Consider the following 17,211-nt stretch of genomic DNA (forward strand, 5'->3'; position numbering starts at 1 on the left):
CCTCCTTCCCCATCTTAAATTAGGGCATACATTCACATTTCTGTCAGCGTGACAGACCCCAATTTTCAGTCAAAAGGAAAAAGCGAGAGCATTGCACTCCCGCATCCCATCATTTCTCGATTCTGACGTCAGGCGCTGGGAACGTCGCGTTGCGACGGGGAGTTGCGATGACCTCGGGAGTTCTGCCCATCAAGAGCATGGAAGGAGTGCCGGCATGAGTCAGTTCCTTGATTTCGTCCCCAGTCAAAGCGCGGTCCCAAATGGCGAGCTCGTCGATTTTCCCGCGGAAATTCCGCTTCACGTAGCGGTCATCGGCCTCCTGCTTCCAGTCACCCATCCAGACTTTGCCCGGTTTCACCAAGGCATCGGCAGGGAGCTTGTTCTCTTGGGCAAGGTGGCCATCGACGTAAAAGCGGGTTCTCCGTTCCGTCTTGCTGACGACTGCAACAAGATGAATCCAACGACCCAACTCGATAGGCTTCACCAACAAGGAACCGGTCTCCGCGATCTCGTGGATCGCCAGAATAGGATCCTGCGAGCGCAGGATTTGCCAGTGCAGGTCTCCTGGGCTCCAGCCCGTGCTGGTCATAATCGCATTCAAGGAATTATCCAAGTGATCGATATTGGCCCACACGGATAGCGTGATTTCTTCATACTCCCCCGGGATTTCGAACTCGGCGTGTTCGCCTTGTTGATTGAACAGGAGGGCGTCTTTCTCCGACCAGCGGCCGGAGACCCAACGTGCGCCCATCACGAGCCCGTCAGCCATCATGCGATGGGAGGGCACATTGGATGCCTCATTTTTAAGTACTTCCGGGAGCTCCGGATCGTAATTGAATGGATAATAGGCGATCAGCCCGTCGGGAATGATGGTCGATGGTTGCTGGCTCAACCATCCGCCAAAACCGACATCCTCTGGCAAGGGAAACTCCATTTCAGGCTCCGAGACATCAACCGTGAAGTTCGGTCCCTCCTGACGCAAGGACTCGCCATCATAGACTGAAGCCACCTTGCTGTTGGTGCTGATTTGGTGAGCGTCGACTTGGCCGTTGAAGACGTGCATCTCGCTGCGTCCATCCTGGACAAAGACCCCGAATTCAGTTCCCAAATCCTCGTAGGCCATCTCGGGAGACTGCACCGTAAACCCTTTGCCGCTGTTGGGAACGATTGCGCGCAGAGCGCCATTTTCCAAAGTCATCAATTTGGGATCGTGTAATCCAAAGGTTGCCGGCCCACGCATGACGACATCGACGCCATTGGTCATCCGTAGATGAACAATCCCGCTCTCCAGTTGGTATTTGCCGGGACCGAACCGAATGGGCATGTCATCCTCCAGGCCTGCGAACTGGGCACCCGAGTGATTGACCATCAGGCCAACAGTAGGCGAAGGCACTTCGATCGACTGGGATTCAGCTGCGGCAATGGGCTTCTCAGCTTTGCGCGAGGCCAGTTGCAGCATCAAAGCCGAAATTGCAACCGAGGCAGCCACAGCCCACCCTCCCCAGGCAAAGATGCGATTGCGGTTCTTTCCCTTGGTAGGCAGCGTGATGACCTTCTGGTTTTCCACCGCGCTTTCTGATTGTTCATGCAACTCGGCGTGAATGTTCATCATCCGCCGGTAGTAATGACGAGCCTCGTAGTCATCGAGGAGGAGCTCCTCCAGACGTTGAACCTGGTCGGCACCACACTGGCGGTTGCACCAATCATTCACCAATCCCTCCAACTCGTCGCTGGCGTTCCAATTTTGTGTTTGTTCGGGCTTCATGCCGTCTTCATCTTCATGGTGACGCAGTCCAAAAGGCGTTTGCGCAACCGGTTTAATCTTTTGTAAAGGCTCGAAGCAGTCAACCCGGAGGCTTCTGCAATTTCGTTGATTCTTAAATCTTTTCCGTAAGCGGTCAAAATGAGCTCGCGCTCACTCGCCGGCAACCGTTCCAGACAGGCTGCCAAAGCGTGGCGCTCGTCTTCCAGAACTTGCCGTTCCTCCTCGTATTCGTTGGCGAGGAGCTCCAAGAGGTTCTCGCTGAAGCAAAGGCGATCCCGTGCCTTTTTCCGACGGTAAGCGAGAACTTCAAAACGCGCGACGGCGTAAGCCCAGCGGATGAACTCGGTTCCCGGCTCGAATTTGTCGAACTTTTTCCAAAGGACGATCGAGACCTCCTGCATCACCTCATCGACATCTTGCTGGCTGGGCACCATGCCATAAACGAAGGCTCGAAGGCGTCGTTCACTCGCCATAAAGAGCGGGATAAAGAGATCCCGGCCGTCGCCGCTGGGTTCTTCGTTACCGATTCGGGGTGTGTCTTTCTCGTTCTCCTCCATTTTCCTTCCCTTTCTTACTGCCTTTAGCACCTAAAATTGCCCTGCAAAATGATGTATTGTAAAAATATGTCACTCATTAAGGACGCTTTCACGAAAGAATAACTGATTCGCTCCGGTTCGCATCGAATGAAAGGTCCCGACAATGGTGATGCCGCCCAATACCCCCGCCTCTAGGTTTTAGGGCGTCGGGGGGTGAATTTGCGGGTGGAGCGCTCGCTGGTGAACCATTTTGGACCGCCATGAGAATCCTCTCCCATGGCGTCGAAGCGAGCCCCTCCAATGGTAAGAAAGACGTGTCCATCCCGCACCCAGACTGTGATCCAATCCCCCGCTCCCCGTCGGCCATATCGATAGAATCCCTTGGATGGCAGAGAGCCGTTCAGCAATCCCGCCTCGCGCAGCACATAACTGGTTGCACCCGAGCAATCGTAACCACTGTCGATGTGAGTGCCGTGCCCGCCGCCCCACTTGTAGGGTTTGCCCGCGATGCGATTGGCGGCCGCTACCGCTTTCTTGACGTAGGGCGGAGCACTTCGCGCCACCAGGCCGCGACCGTTTCGGACAATGACCCCATCCCGCGATTTGGCTGAAGGGCCGAACGAACAGCCCGGAATCAATAAACAAAGGGCGATCCCAATCATCAAATGCCTCATCGGGTGAAAGCCTACTGCTCCACGCGGGCCAGAGAAGCTCCAGCCGTGACCGCCTAAGAGAAATTCCCTGTGTCCGCCAGGCAAGCAAGGATGGCCAAGCGCTACCTTCCGGTCTAGCCTCGTACCAATGACTCCACCCTCTGAGGAGACCCCTCCAGAAGAAACCGAAGCTTGGGAAACGCTCGACGAAGCGCTTCAGGCTCAAGATACCGTTCTCACCAAGAGCATCCTCGATGGCTTGGAAGCCGAGGACCAGGCCCGGGCAGTTTCCCTCCTCTCCCAGGAAAATCGGGAAGCTCTGTTAGTCACTCTCCCCAGCAAGGATTTTGCCCAATTGCTTCAGGAGCTACCTGAGGCTCAAGCCGTGGAATTGCTGGAAACTCTACCCAGCGAGCAAACTGCTGCGGCGGTCGAGTGTCTGCCGGCGGAAACCAGTAGCCGGCTCCTGCGCGAGTTGGAAGATCAGGACTCGGCTCAGATCCTCCATGAGATTCAGGACGGAGAGAGCCTGAGCGAACTGAAAGCGCGCTTGGAGTATCCGGAAGGGTGCGCGGGTAGCCTGATGCGGGGCAGTCCGGTTTCTTTTCCTCAGGAGACAACGGTGCAGGAGCTTCTCAACGATCTCTACAATCATGCGGATGATTACTCGGACCGGGACATTCAATACCTCTATGTGGTGGACGAAGAAAAGCGGCTTGTTGGCGTGCTCCAGCTACGACAGCTGTTCTGGGCTCCGCGCTCAAAGACCATCGGGGAACTGATGATTCCCGATCCGCTCTCAGTATCGGATCAAATGGACTTTCATGATTTGGCTGAGATTTTTACCAAACGAGCCTTCCTGGGCCTTCCCGTCGTCGACGATGCCGGCCGTTTGGTCGGGGTTGTGCCGCGCGATACCGTCCAGCGGGAGACCTCGGACGAACAGACTGAGCAATACTTGCAATCGCAGGGTATTGTAGACGGTGAGGAGTTGCGGTCGATGCCTCTCTTCGACCGCTGCCGCAAGCGCCTGGCTTGGCTTGCTCCCAATATTGTTCTGAATCTAGCAGCGGCCAGCGTGATTGCGGCGAACGAGGCCACCCTCCAGGAAGTCATCGCTTTGGCGGTCTTTCTCCCCATTGTTTCGGACATGTCGGGATGCAGCGGAAATCAAGCGGTAGCAGTAAGCATCCGCGAGCTCACCCTGGGGATTCTGAAGCCCAAGGACTTCGTGAGAGTTCTCAGCAAAGAAGGACTGGTCGGAATCATCAATGGCTCCTTGCTGGGGATCCTTTTAGGGGTGGTAGCCGCCATTTGGAAAGGGAACTTGGTATTGGGTGCAGTGGTTGCCTCTGCTCTTGCGTTGAACACGGTGCTCTCTGTTCTTCTGGGCGGTCTGGTCCCCCTCTTTTTGAAAAGCAGAAAGGTGGACCCCGCGTTGGCGAGCGGCCCGATTCTGACCACCTGCACCGACATGTGTGGCTTCTTCCTCGTGCTTTCTCTGGCCTCTGCGGTTCTCGACAAACTTACCTGATCCCCTTCGGCCAGCAGGCTCTTGGTGACGAAGCGATTTTCACGGAGGCAAAAAAATGGAGGGAGCCCTCTTGCCAAGTAGCTCTTCAGGCGCAAAGCTAACGGATATCATTTGGGGTTCTTGATGAGCCCCGTTGGCAGAAACTCCCCGGCAATCAGTGTCTTCACACCGAGTTGCCTTCAAACCTCTTACCGTGATCGAGCAAGAAATCGCAACAACCTTTGTGGAAAGCCTGAGTCGCTCGGCGATGGGCGAGTTTGATCGGATCACCAAACTGGGCGCACGGGTGCTGAATGTTCCGGTGTGCCTGGTTTCAATTGTTGAGAAAGAGCGACAGGTTTTTGCGGGGCAAGTGGGGCTAACGGCCCCGTATTGCGATTTGCGCGAGACTCCCATCAGTCATTCCTTTTGTCAGACCGTGGTGTCTTCCCGTCGCGTGGTGGTGGTCAATGATTCGCGAAATGACGATCGTTTTTGCAACAATCCGGCTGTCGTTGATTTGGGGGTAATCGCCTACCTCGGCTTCCCTCTGTCGGACCGGTTTGGGAACATCCTCGGAGCTTTTTGCCTCATTGATTCCATTGAAAGAGACTGGACCGAAGAAGAAGTCGATCGAGCTCGCGACTTTGCAGCCATTGCCGCAACCCAAGTGCAGTTCCAGATGGAGAAGGCGCGTTGGCGGAGTCTGCTGGATGTCATGATCCATGATCTCAAGAGTCCCCTGGCAGCTGCCGACTTCTCGGCCCGACTTCTTCTGGAAAGAAAATCCAGCTTCCCACCCGAGACCTATCCATTGCTCGACGGCATTCTCTCGTCTACCGGGCAGGCGGTGGAGCTTTTGAAGGAGGCAAACTCTCTCGAGCGGAGACGTTCCGAAGAGAACTCCTGCGACCTATCCTCGGTCCTTCAAAATATTGTGGAAAACCAAAAGGCGACCGCTGAACTTAAATCAATTTCGTTGAAATCGACTCTGACCGATTCTTCGGCTCTTACCAATGCGGACCATTGGTTGGTGGAGCGGGTTCTCGACAACCTCATTGACAACGCGATCAAGTATTCACCCCGTGGCGGAGAGGTTCATATCTCCATCTTTGAGCGCGAAGACATGATTGGCATCCGAGTCCGCGACTCCGGGCCCGGCTTCAGCGAAGACGACCTCACACGCCTTTACCAGCGATATTCCCGCTTGAGCGCCAACCCTACAGCCGAAGAGACATCCACGGGTTTGGGTCTATCCATCGCCCGCAGGCTCGCCAGTCAAACGGGAGGCTCGCTTGAGCTGGTGAGCGAAGTCGGGCAAAGCGCGGAATTCGAGACTCTCTTCCCACGAGCCTAACCGACCGCTCGTCAGGGGAGCTCTTCCCCGTCAACTATTCTTCATCCAACCGAATCTGAAGATCCGAAAGAGCGTTCATAAAGTAGAGGTAGGCTTCATAAGCGCTGGGGTATGGACGCAAACGTTCGTGAACCTTACCCGATTCGCCTCCCTTGGTGCTCATGAAGTAGAAGTGCTCTGCAGTCTGCATCTTGCGCCACTGGTGAAGGAGCTCAGGATTATTTTTGGACTTCACCTGCTTCTCAATGATGAGGATTTTGCGGCGGGCTTCTTCCTGCATGGCGTTCCCTTTCCAAGGCGACAGGTCTTTCTCCGTGTCTGCCCAGGAAGTGGGTTCGTGACAATCATACTCCCCGGCAACCTCGAGTTCTGCCGCAGATTCAGACACCGTGACGAAGCGCCCGCCTAGCTTTTCCCAAGCCGCAGGAAAGGCCCGGAAGAACTCAAAGATGCCCGTGTCCTTGTCCTGATGCTTGCCGATGCACTCATAGTCCATGAAGAGGTTCACCACTTCCCCGCCATTCGTTTGGCACCAAGTCGCGAATTTCTCAGCGGTAAGCGGATGTTGCGGCCAAGCGTGGTTGCCGAACCGGAAGGCCACATCGTCGGAAAGAATCCCGTTGCGAAGGTGCGCCTTCAAAGTCGTACAGTTGGGAGAGCGATAGAGACGGTTGGCTTCCCGCCCATGCAAGATCCACCCGACGGCCTCACCTAACATGGACTCGAAACCCATGCTTTCCACAAAGGCTGCGAGCTCGTTGTAATAGACACAAGCTGTGTGGCGAAAGGCTTTGGGTCGCACGCCAAAGACCTCTTTGATCTTCTCCAGCTGCTTCTCGACCTGCTCTTTGAACTCCTCTTTGCTGCGGTGGAAACCCATCGAGTGATAGTAGGTTTCCGCAACGATCTCGACCCCGCCAGTAGCGTGAAGGTCCTGAAAGCTTTTCAAGACGTCAGGGCGATTCAGCTCGAGTTGCTCAAGGAGGACTCCACTCACCGACAAAGAGATTCGGAATTGGCCTTTCCCCTCTTTGATCAACTCGGTCATCATCTTGTTGGCTGGGAGGTAGGATACCTCACAAACCTCGTCCAAGAGCTTCCGGTTCAGCTCGTCGTCTTCATAGAAAGGATCATTGCCGATGTCGAAGAAGCTGTAGGGCTTGAGACGGTTCGGCTGATGGGCCTCAAAGAAAAAGCAAATGGGCTGCAAGCTTGGGTCCACCTGAATCTTGGAAACCTTCTTCTCTTCCTTGGGAGCCTTTTTCTTTTTGGTATTCGCGACTTTGTCCGGCACGGCGGGAGGCTGGGTCGTCTCCTCCGCGGCTTTCGCGGCTTTCGCGTTCTTGTCGCTTCCCTCGGAGCTATCGCTAGCGAGGACCTTGCTGAGTCTGGTTAGAAAACCTTTCATCATTGTCTTAATTATGGATTCCAAGTTGGTCGCGATAGAGTTCGATGATTCGTTCGGTAGCTGCTTCCCAGGTGCAGTTCTTCTGATCTTCCAGAGAATACTGGATGGCTTCCTCTCTGGCCTTGGGATCCGTTAGAAGCTCGTTGATGTGCTCCGCCATCATGTTGACATCCCAGAAATCAGCGTGCCGGGCGTGAGTCATCACCTCGGCCACCCCGGACTGCTTGGAAATAACGGCGGGGATCCCGTATTGAGCGGCCTCAATTGCCGAAAGACCGAAGGGTTCGCTTACGGAAGGCATGCAGTAGACATCGGTCATCGAAAGAAGCTTGTTCACCTTTTCCTTGTTTAGGAAACCCGTGAAGTGAAGGCGGTCGCCGACATCCTTGAAAGCGCCGTATTCAATCAGTTCGCGCATCTTTTCTCCGGTGCCAGCCATTACGAAATAGACGCCCGGATTTTTCTCTAGAACCTTGGCTGCTATCTCCAGGAAGAAGCGAGGTCCCTTCTGCCCGGTGAGACGCCCAAGAAAGAGAACGAGACCATGTTTGAAAGGGCTCTTGCTGCGGTAGGTCTTCACAGGGTCGGCCCCATTGTGGACAAAGTGCACCTTACTGGCATCGATTCCGTAGTGCCCCGTACAAATCGTCCCTGTATACCGACTCACAGGAATCACCAGATCAGCTGCTTCCATCGCACTCTTTTCAATATCGTAGATCCAACCTCGGGCATCTGGACCACCCCGATCGTAGTTGAGTGAATGGACATGGAGAACCAGAGGTTTTCCGGTCCGCTTCTTGATTTCCATCCCTGCGACAAAGGTCATCCAGTCGTGTGCGTGCACGATGTCGAAGTCCATATCCTCCGCAAGTGAGGCCGCCACTTGGGCATAGGCCCAGACCCGCTCACCCACGTCATCCCCGTAAAGAGTATCGTCACGAAACATTGCCAAGCGTTCGTCGAGTCCCACCGCCCGAAGCCGGTCGATGACCTTCTCGCCAGCGAGGGATTTCTTCGATTCTTCGACCGTGGTGAAGGTCGTTTCGCTGTGACCCTGGGCCCTTTCCACTTCCTCAAGTTGGTAAGGAAGCATTCGGGAAGCGACCTCCCCCTCAACCCATTTGACGTTTGCCACATCTGCCAAACTTTGTTCGACCTTTTCTCTATCAATCGTTCTATCTTCGAGATGATTGAGTCCGATCAATTCCAGCTGATCCACTAGGAAAGCCGGGTCAACTTTGGGAAGGATAAAGCTGAGTTCAACCTGCTGTGCCATCGCCCGACCAAGCCCCAGACAAGCAATGCCAAGGCCTCCGTTAATCAACGGGGGGAATTCCCACCCCAACATCAGTACTTTCATAGTTCCCTTGCGCTTAATGCTTCGCAGTTTCCGCGCCAGCCGCTTCCACCTGCATCAAAATATTTGCAACTCTTTTTTTCGAAGCAAATTAAGTTCACGTAGCTGGACACTGGCCTATCACATGCTAATGCCATAACAATTAACCCCAATGAGCGACAGTAACGAGGATAAATCACTAGAAAACGACACCTTCGAAAAGGAGAACTATATGGACTCCAAAAAGAAGGAGGAAGTGCTCGACCTCTTCCCCGGACGGGTGAAGGAAATTGCAGCTGGCGAAGGCTGCAAGGTCCTTCTTTGCGACAACAAGGTGAAGCTGGCGGTGTGCGCTCTGAGTGACGAAATCCTGCACTTCAAATTCGCTCCCGACGGCCACCTGGGAGATGGTTTTTCCTATGCCGCCATGCCGGAAAACTTTCCGGATCGGGGTGCGCCCGAGATGACAGAGGACGAAGAGTTCGTCCACTTTTCAACCAACTCTCTGCAGGTAAAAATTTCCCTCCAAGGGTTGCTCTTAACTATTTCCGACTCCGAAGGAAATGTCATGAGCGAGGACGAGAAGGGTTTTCACTGGGAAGGCAATCGTGCATTTGGCGGGAACATCGTGCAATATTCGCGACGCATCCAACCGCGGGAGCACTTCTACGGGTTGGGTGACAAATCCTGCCATCCCGAGATTCGGGGTCGTCGCTTTGAGCTCTGGGGCTCCGACACCTATGCTTATGGTTCGGAGACGGACCCGTTGTATAAGAACATCCCCTTCTTCATTGGCATTCACCATGGGCAAGCCTACGGAATTTTCTTCGATAACACCCACCGCTCTTTCTTTGATTTCGGCAAAGAAAGAAAAGAGACCTCTTCCTTTTGGGCGCAGGGAGGTTTGATGGATTTTTACTACATTCACGGGCCAACTGTTAGAGACGTGGTCAGGCGATTCGCGCAACTAACAGGGGTGCCGGAGCTTCCCCCTCTCTGGTCCCTCGGCTTCCATCAGTGCAAGTGGTCTTATAAAACCGAGAAGGAGTTCACCGACTTGGCGCAAGGCTTTCTCGACAATCGAATTCCCTGCGATGCGCTCTATGTCGATATCGACTATATGGATGGCTACCGCTGTTTCACTTGGAACCTCGAGTCCTTTCCGAAGCCGGGTGAGATGATTCGAAAACTGGAAGCAAAGGGGTTCAAGACTGTGGCTATTATCGACCCGGGCATCAAGGTGGACCCTGGCTACTTCGTCTATGACGAAGGCGTCGCAGGAGATCACTTTTGCCGCCAGATGGATGGCGATATCTACACGGGCAAGGTGTGGCCTGGTGACTGTCACTTTCCTGATTTCACCAAGCCTTCAGTGAGAATCTGGTGGTCCGGTTTGTTTGAAGGCCTCATCGCCGAGGATGGGATTGCTGGAATCTGGAACGACATGAATGAGCCAGCTGACTTCAATGAGGATAAGACGTTCCCCCGCCACATCCGGCATGATTATGATGGTCACCCCTGCTCCCACCGCAGGGCCCACAATATCTATGGCACACAGATGATTCGCGCCACCCGGGAGGGCATTGCGAAGTTCAATGACGGCAAGCGTCCTTTCGCCATCACTCGCTCAGCTTACGCCGGTGCCTGGCGATACGCCTCCGCTTGGACAGGCGACAACATCTCGACTTGGGAACACTTGCGGATGGCGAATATCCAGTGCCAGCGCCTCAATCTCTCCGGCTATAGCTTTGTCGGCTCCGACATTGGGGGCTTTCTCGACAAGACCAATGGCGAACTCTTTACCCGCTGGGTTCAACTTGGGATTTTTCACCCATTCTGCCGAGTCCACTCGTCGGGAGAACATGGCAGTCAGGAGCCCTGGTCCTTTGGCGAGCCTTACACAAGTATCATGCGCAAGTTTATTGAACTGCGCTACCGATTGCTTCCCTATATCTACACTTCTTTCTATCAGCACATTCAGACCGGAGATCCAATTCTCCGGCCCCTCATTTACTTGGACCATGAGGATACGGAAACCTTTCACCGGGCTGACGAGTTCACCCTCGGAGACAATCTCGTCGTTTGTCCGATTACGGAAGCAGGAAGCGAAGGTCGCTGGATGTATCTCACCAAAGGCCACTACTACAATTACTGGAACGATGAACTCGTTGCGGGTGGAGAGGAAATCTTTTGTCAGGCCAAGCTCGATCAGATTCCTTTCTTCGTGAGAGCGGGCGCCCTCCTTCCTCTCGACCCGGTGAGGCAATATTCGTGGGAAAAAGTGGATGGTCCCCAAGAGCACCATCTCTACCTCCCAACCGAAGAGTGTGGAGCGGTTCAGTCGCAGATTTACGCCGACGCGGGCGACCACTACGATTATCAAAAAGGAGACTTCGCGCTAGCGACCTATACCGTTCGAAGGACTGCCGCAGACCAAGTTGAGGTTCAGGTGACCCGCGAGGGAACCCATCCCCTTCCCCCGACCCGGATCCACCTTCACGGAACCAATGGCAAGCCAAAGAGTGTAACCGTTGATGGGGTCCCTGTTGCTGCGGAGCAAATCGTGGAAGCTCCTGCTGACTACCGGAAAATCGAGATCGCGTTGTAGGCGGAATCCGACGGCAAGCGAGTGTGCCAACCCTTTCGCGGCAGTGAGAACGCGGGAAAGGGTTTGCGGCTCAATCCTTAGCGCACTTCAGGCAACTCAATGGCCGCAATCTCGCTCATGACCTTGTCGGCGATGGCTTGGTAGGCATCGCGACCCTTCGCCTTGAGCTCCTCTTCCGTAAATTCGATAGGCTCTCCGACAACCAGAGTCACCTGCTGAATTTTCCAAAAAGCAGCTCCACGCGGAAGGGCTTCATGGGCACCGAACAAGCGCACGGGGAGAACTGGAACTTTGGCTTTCGAGACGATGAGCCCCACTCCCGCCTTGGCCTCTAACATCTGGCCATCCCACGAGCGCTCGCCCTCAGGAAACATGACAACCCGCTCACCGGATTTCAGAATCTTAATCGTCTTCTTGAGGCTGCTCATGTCCGGATTCTCCTGGTCGATCGGGATGGAGTTCCACCGGGGGTAGAGCCACGCGCAGAAGCCCTTGAAGAGAGTCTTACGGGCCAGGAAGTAAACTCCATTGTCGTGAGCAATACCCACCAGAGGAGGATCGAGGAAGCTCACGTGATTGCAGACGACAAGGGCTCCGCCTTCTTCAATCAGGCGCTCCTTGCCGACGACTTCATAGTTAAACGAGGCCTTGGCCACGCCCCGGAACCAGCTCCAGCCGGCCCAGTAAATCCAGTTCATGTTTTGAATCAGCTTCATTCCTTCCAACCTAGTTGAATTAACTCATCTTTGACTTGTGCGACGACCTCGTCAATGGCCAGCTCCGAGCTATCGACAACCACGGCTCCCTCGGCAACTCGCAGGGGTGAGGCCTTGCGCTGGGAGTCCAGTTTATCCCGCTCCTCCACCGCATCTTCCGCGCCTTCGGCCGCGCGTCGCTGCCGGCGAACTTCCTCACTGGCGGTGACAAACACTTTATAAGGAGTGTCGGGGAAAACCACGGTTCCAATATCCCTGCCCTCCATGACCAAATCCCCCTTCGTCAAAAATTCACGCTGCTTCTGAACCAACAGCTCGCGGACCTCAGGAATGGCGGCAATCAGAGAGACCGCACCGTTCACTTCGTCCGCTTTCAATTGTTTCATGGTGGGTTCGACGTCCCCGACCTGCATCACGGTCTGACCGTTACGAACCAGACAGCCCCAATCCACTTCGGATAGAAGGGCGATGACTTCCCCAGTGGCAGAGGGGTTGATTCCACGTCTAAGCACCTCCCAAGTGACTGCGCGATACATCGCTCCGGAGTTGACCATGGTCATTCCCCAGTCCTCGGCCAGACGGCGGGCAACAGTACTTTTGCCGGAGGCTGCAGGACCGTCGATCGCGATTGCTCGAAACTCGCTCATAAAATCTTAACTTCGCCTCCTGTCCGCATGGTATTGAGCGCGTCACGAAATCCAGGATAGGAGGTCGCAATGCACTTGGAATTTTGGATATCGATCTCTCCTTCGGAGAGAAAGAGTCCCGCTATTGCAAAGGCCATCGCAATCCGATGGTCACCGTAGCTTTCAATCTCGGCCCCCTTCAAGGGATTCCCTCCCTCGATGACCATGCCGTCTTGGAATTCTTCAACGGACACTCCGATGCGCTTCAGGTTGTCGACCACCGCCATGATACGGTCCGTCTCTTTGACCCTCAGCTCTTCGGCATTGCGAATGGTAGTCGTGCCTTCCGCAAGGGCCGCTGCGATGGCGAGGATGGGAACCTCATCGATGAGGTTGGGAACTTCTTCCTCTAAAATTTCCGTGCCTTTCAAGCCCTTGCCTTTGACCAAAATGTTGCCAATTGGCTCACCTCCGTTGGAACCCAGTTCTTCAATCTCAAACTGTGCTCCCATCCGCTCCAGAACCGTCATGAGCGCGGTGCGGGTCGGGTTTAGACCCACCGTGTTGATGCGAAGCTCGCTACCCGGATGCGCCGCAGCAGCGACAAGCCAGAAAGCAGCGCTAGAGAAATCCCCGGGCACCTGCAAGTCCGCGGCTTGGGGATTCTGCCCTCCTTTGACCGAGATGCTATTGCCGTCCACCTTGCACTCGATTCCGAAGTCCGCGAACATTCGCTCGGTGTGATCGCGCGTTACTGCGGGCTGAACCACAGTCGTTTCTCCCTCGGCAAAAAGACCAGCCAACAAGATTGAGCTTTTCACCTGGGCGCTGGCCACCGGCATTTCGTAGCGAATGCTTTTCAGGCTTCCTCCGCTGATCCGCAGTGGAGCGCAACCGGGTTTCTCTCCCTCGCTCTCGAACTTCGCCCCCATGGACTCCAAAGGAACTGTGACGCGCCCCATGGGACGGGATTGCAAAGAGTCGTCACCGATGAGACGGGATTCGAAACCTTGGGCTGCAAGCACTCCCGCGAGCAGGCGCATCCCAGTGCCTGAGTTGCCGCAATCGAGATCGCCAGTGGGAGCGGTGAGCTTCATGTTGGTTCCCGTGATGCGGAGGTCAATTGGCCCCCAACAGGTGGAATTCACCTCCTCGACCTGAACTCCCAACTGCATCATCGCCTTGAGCGTGCAGAGACAGTCCTCACTAGGCAGAAAGCCTTTCACTTCACTCACTCCATCCGCGAGACCTGCCAGAATAGCCGCGCGATGCGAACAACTCTTGTCTCCCGGAACCTCTATCGCTGTCCCTAATTTTTCCAATGGCCGCACCGTCAACATATTCGTGGGAGACCATGCCCCCACCTTTCGAAAAAAATCAACCCCAACCCCTGTTGTCATCGCTCTTTTAACGGCCCTTGCCAATTTGCAGCACACTTCTCGTTGGCCATGGCGCGGAATTTGACTAACTTCTCTCAATCTAATGAGCAACCCGACCGAAAAACTGCCTGATGCTGAACCACCCCGCGAACTTGGTGAACTGAAGCGTAGTGAACCCAAAGCCTACGCCGTGGGTTCCGCTGCGGTGATTTCCTCTCTTGCTCAAATTCATTCGCACACCAACCCCGTGCGAGGCACCCACGCCTTGGCCAAGCTCAACCAAAAGGGAGGGTTCGATTGCCCAAGCTGTGCTTGGCCGGACCCCGACGGCAAGCGCGCCCCCACCGAGTTTTGCGAGAACGGAGCCAAGGCCATCGCTACCGAAATCACGGATCGCCGGGTGGACCGGGAGTTTTTCAAGCAGTATTCTTTGCTGGAATTGGGAGAAAAGAGCGACTTTTGGCTCAATGACGCGGGGCGTATTACAGAGCCCTTCATTTTGGACGAAGGGGCGACACATTATCGTCCCGCCAGCTGGGAGGAGACTTTTGAGGTGCTCGCTGAGGAACTCAATGCGTGCGCCAGCCCGCACGACGCCATTTTCTACACATCGGGTCGGGCCAGTAATGAGGCGGCCTTCCTCTATCAGCTTTTCGTTCGTCAGTTCGGCACCAACAACCTGCCGGACTGTTCGAACATGTGTCACGAGTCGAGCGGTTCGGCTCTCAACGAAACCATCGGAATCGGGAAAGGCACCGTGACTCTTGAGGAAATCGAAACGACCGATTGCGTGATGGTGGTCGGGCAGAACCCCGGCACCAACCACCCCCGTATGCTCACTTCCCTCGAGCAAACGGTGAAGAACGGTGGCACCATCATCTCCGTCAACCCGCTTCGCGAAACCGGGCTCCGCGCTTTTGCCCACCCCCAGAAGATTTCGGGGATGTTGGGACATTCCACACCGCTTTCGTCTCTACATTTGCCGATTCAGTTGAATGGTGACTTGGCCCTTTTCAAAGGAATGATCAAATGCGTCTTCGAGGCCAAAGCGGTGGACGAAAAGTTCATCCAAGAACACACCGCTGGTTTCGAAGCCCTGAAGGAAGAGTCAGCTCAAGTGCAATGGTCCGATCTCGTTGAGCACTCCGGTCTATCGGAAGAACAGATCCGGGAAGCCGCTGAGATATTCATCAAGGCCAAAGAGGCTATCACCTGTTGGGCAATGGGACTGACCCAACATCACAACTCGGTCGAAATCATTCGCGAGGTGGTCAATCTCCACCTTCTGACTGGTAAAGTGGGGCGTCCGAAGAGCGGACTCTGTCCCGTGCGGGGACATAGTAACGTGCAAGGCGATCGCACTATGGGAATCTGGGAAAAGTCTCCCGAGAGCTTTCTCGCCAGCTTGGACAAGGAGTTTGGATTCACCTCCCCTCGCGCTCACGGGTACGACACTGTCGAGGCCATTCGAGCGATGCACGCTGGCAAAGGACGGGTCTTTTTCGCCCTTGGTGGCAACTTCCTATCCGCCGCGCCGGACACCCATTACACGGCCAAGGCTCTGCGCAACTGCCGACTGACTGCCCATGTTTCCACCAAGCTGAATCGCAGTCACCTGGTTACCGGTAAGCGCGCCCTCATTCTGCCTTGTCTTGGACGTAGCGAGAAAGACGAACAAGCCAGTGGGCGTCAAATGGTCTCGGTTGAGAATTCCATGGGGGTCGTCCATAGCTCTCAGGGGGCTCTTGACCCCGCCTCCCCTTCTCTTCTCAGCGAGCCCGCCATTATTTGCCGAATGGCCAAGGCGACCCTGGGGGAACGCTCGAAGGCCCCTTGGACTGATTTCGAAATGAACTACGACCGTATCCGGGAATCCATTGAACGTGTGATTCCAGGCTTTGATGATTTCAACCAACGCCTTCGTCAGCCCGGTGGATTCTATCTTCCCAACGGAGTGAAGGAGCGCGTCTTCAAGACCGCCACCAACAAAGCCAACTTCACGATCAACCCTCTCTCCAAGATTCAGCTCAAACCAGATCAGCTTCTACTACAAACTTTCCGAAGCCACGACCAATTCAATACAACGATTTACGGAATGGACGATCGCTACCGAGGAATCAAGAATGAGCGCCGCGTCATCTTCCTCAACCCCGAGGACATGAAAGAACGCGGCATCGAGGCGGAAGACCCCGTGGATATCACCAGCTATTTCGAAGGCGAAACCCGCACCGCCGAGCTTTTCCTCGCGATTCCATACGAGACCCCCAGGGGAAGCGCGGCGGCCTATTACCCCGAGGCCAACGTGCTGGTGCCTATCAATTCCACCGCCAAGGTGAGCCAAACGCCAACCTCGAAGTCAGTGATCATTTCTTTGGCCAAGCGGTCTTAGGGTGAAATGGAATAGGTTTGTCTGAACCGCAGATTGACGCAGATAAACGCAGATTTGACGGTTCGGTGGCCTTAAAGATCAGAATAACATTTCGCTCAGATGCTACAATTGAACTTCCGTTGAAACAGCTCTGCGAACAGGTGGCTCTATTTCGTCGTCCAAAAATTATCTCCATAAATCCAATTTCCCAAGACCTCGTCAATCTGCGTTCATCTGCGTCAATCTGCGTCAATCTGCGGTTTTGCTCCCTCACCGATTCCGACGACCCCAGCAGCCCCAAAATTCTCCGCATTGCGGATCCCCTTCACCGGGGTTAGAACGCGTCTATGAACATCACTCAAACCACTTTCCTTACCTCTTCTGCTGATTTGGCGGGCTGTCCGGAGACTAATCTGAATGAAGTCGCCTTCATCGGCCGCTCCAACGTGGGAAAGTCTTCGCTCCTCAACATGCTCACCAATCGCAAGGAGCTGGCCAAGACTTCCTCTCGTCCGGGAAAAACCGAACTGATCAACTTTTTCCACATTCCCCCCAAGACTGGACACTTGGTCGATCTCCCCGGGTACGGCTATGCGCGAAAGTCGAAGGAGCGGCGCGATATGTTCGCGTCCCTCATTACGGAATACATCACCGACCGCGAGCAGTTGAATCATGTCTTCGTGCTCGTGGACTCGATGATTCCGCCCCAGCAGATTGACCTCGACTTCATTCTCTGGCTCGCCGACTTGGGAAAGCCTCACACCATTCTTTTCACCAAAACCGACCGCCTGAAGAAAACAGCGCTTCAGAAAAACACGGATCTCTTCAAATCCACTCTTGGGGAACACTACAATCCCCTCCCCGAGAGCATCTTCACTTCCTCGAAGGTCAGCACCGGCAAATCCGCCATTCTCGCGGTAGTGCGAGAGGCCCTGTTGGGATAGCC

At 54.8% G+C, this 17,211-nt stretch carries 13 protein-coding genes; 5 read left to right on the plus strand and 8 right to left on the minus strand.

Annotation, left to right across the window (positions count from 1 at the left end):
• Positions 1-109: 109 nt before the first annotated feature.
• The 3 genes from IE099_RS06205 to IE099_RS06215 all read right to left on the minus strand — a co-directional run bounded on the left by IE099_RS06205 (position 110) and on the right by IE099_RS06215 (position 2,975).
• The gene (locus IE099_RS06205) at positions 110-1,765 is read right to left on the minus strand and encodes a LamG-like jellyroll fold domain-containing protein (RefSeq protein WP_189568381.1); all 1,656 of its coding nucleotides are present in this window, start codon (positions 1,763-1,765) and stop codon (positions 110-112) included.
• Positions 1,762-2,322, minus strand: a complete 561-nt coding sequence (locus IE099_RS06210; protein ID WP_189568384.1) for a sigma-70 family RNA polymerase sigma factor — start codon at positions 2,320-2,322, stop codon at positions 1,762-1,764. The genes IE099_RS06205 and IE099_RS06210 overlap by 4 nt, the downstream gene beginning before the upstream one ends.
• 170 nt (positions 2,323-2,492) lie before the next feature.
• Positions 2,493-2,975 (minus strand): NlpC/P60 family protein, encoded by a 483-nt coding sequence (locus IE099_RS06215; RefSeq protein ID WP_189568386.1) that lies wholly within the window; start codon positions 2,973-2,975, stop codon positions 2,493-2,495.
• Between the two features lie 127 nt (positions 2,976-3,102).
• On the opposite strand from IE099_RS06215, the gene mgtE reads away from it, so the two are divergent.
• Together mgtE and IE099_RS06225 are read left to right on the plus strand one after the other, a co-directional pair.
• A complete protein-coding gene (gene mgtE, locus IE099_RS06220) occupies positions 3,103-4,488 on the plus strand; it encodes a magnesium transporter (RefSeq protein WP_189568389.1) in 1,386 nt (461 codons plus the stop codon).
• Positions 4,489-4,681: 193 nt separating this feature from the next.
• Positions 4,682-5,824, plus strand: coding sequence for a GAF domain-containing sensor histidine kinase (locus tag IE099_RS06225; RefSeq protein ID WP_194598372.1), 1,143 nt, complete (start codon positions 4,682-4,684; stop codon positions 5,822-5,824).
• A gap of 34 nt (positions 5,825-5,858) precedes the next feature.
• On the opposite strand, the gene IE099_RS06230 is transcribed toward IE099_RS06225, so the two are convergent.
• Together IE099_RS06230 and IE099_RS06235 are read right to left on the minus strand one after the other, a co-directional pair.
• Positions 5,859-7,235, minus strand: coding sequence for a glycoside hydrolase family 57 protein (locus IE099_RS06230; protein WP_189568395.1), 1,377 nt, complete (start codon positions 7,233-7,235; stop codon positions 5,859-5,861).
• Positions 7,236-7,239: 4 nt separating this feature from the next.
• On the minus strand, positions 7,240-8,592 hold the full coding sequence (locus IE099_RS06235) for a glycosyltransferase (protein WP_189568398.1): 1,353 nt from the start codon (positions 8,590-8,592) through the stop codon (positions 7,240-7,242).
• 148 nt (positions 8,593-8,740) lie between these two features.
• Here IE099_RS06235 and IE099_RS06240 point away from each other — a divergent pair, with 148 nt between their 5' ends.
• Positions 8,741-11,176 carry a glycoside hydrolase family 31 protein gene (locus tag IE099_RS06240; RefSeq protein ID WP_189568401.1) on the plus strand — a complete coding sequence of 812 codons (2,436 nt, stop codon included), beginning with the start codon at positions 8,741-8,743 and terminating at the stop codon, positions 11,174-11,176.
• 77 nt (positions 11,177-11,253) lie between these two features.
• On the opposite strand, the gene IE099_RS06245 is transcribed toward IE099_RS06240, so the two are convergent.
• The 3 genes from IE099_RS06245 to aroA are packed head-to-tail and all read right to left on the minus strand — an operon-like array spanning position 11,254 to position 13,858.
• The gene (locus IE099_RS06245) at positions 11,254-11,892 is read right to left on the minus strand and encodes a lysophospholipid acyltransferase family protein (protein ID WP_229809415.1); all 639 of its coding nucleotides are present in this window, start codon (positions 11,890-11,892) and stop codon (positions 11,254-11,256) included.
• On the minus strand, positions 11,889-12,539 hold the full coding sequence (gene cmk / locus IE099_RS06250) for a (d)CMP kinase (protein WP_189568405.1): 651 nt from the start codon (positions 12,537-12,539) through the stop codon (positions 11,889-11,891). Before cmk ends, IE099_RS06245 begins: the two co-directional genes overlap by 4 nt.
• The gene (gene aroA / locus IE099_RS06255) at positions 12,536-13,858 is read right to left on the minus strand and encodes a 3-phosphoshikimate 1-carboxyvinyltransferase (RefSeq protein WP_189568408.1); all 1,323 of its coding nucleotides are present in this window, start codon (positions 13,856-13,858) and stop codon (positions 12,536-12,538) included. The genes cmk and aroA overlap by 4 nt, the downstream gene beginning before the upstream one ends.
• A 142-nt stretch (positions 13,859-14,000) precedes the next feature.
• On the opposite strand from aroA, the gene IE099_RS06260 reads away from it, so the two are divergent.
• Both IE099_RS06260 and yihA read left to right on the plus strand, forming a co-directional pair.
• Complete coding sequence (locus IE099_RS06260) at positions 14,001-16,286, plus strand: FdhF/YdeP family oxidoreductase (RefSeq protein WP_189568411.1); 2,286 nt, start codon at positions 14,001-14,003, stop codon at positions 16,284-16,286.
• 326 nt (positions 16,287-16,612) lie between these two features.
• Positions 16,613-17,209: a ribosome biogenesis GTP-binding protein YihA/YsxC gene (gene yihA / locus IE099_RS06265; protein WP_189568414.1), complete on the plus strand. Its 597-nt coding sequence runs from the start codon at positions 16,613-16,615 to the stop codon at positions 17,207-17,209.
• Positions 17,210-17,211: the final 2 nt, after the last annotated feature.

Origin of the sequence: Roseibacillus persicicus (genome assembly GCF_014651675.1) — a bacterium.
Classification (GTDB): Bacteria; Verrucomicrobiota; Verrucomicrobiia; order Verrucomicrobiales; family Akkermansiaceae; genus Roseibacillus; species Roseibacillus persicicus.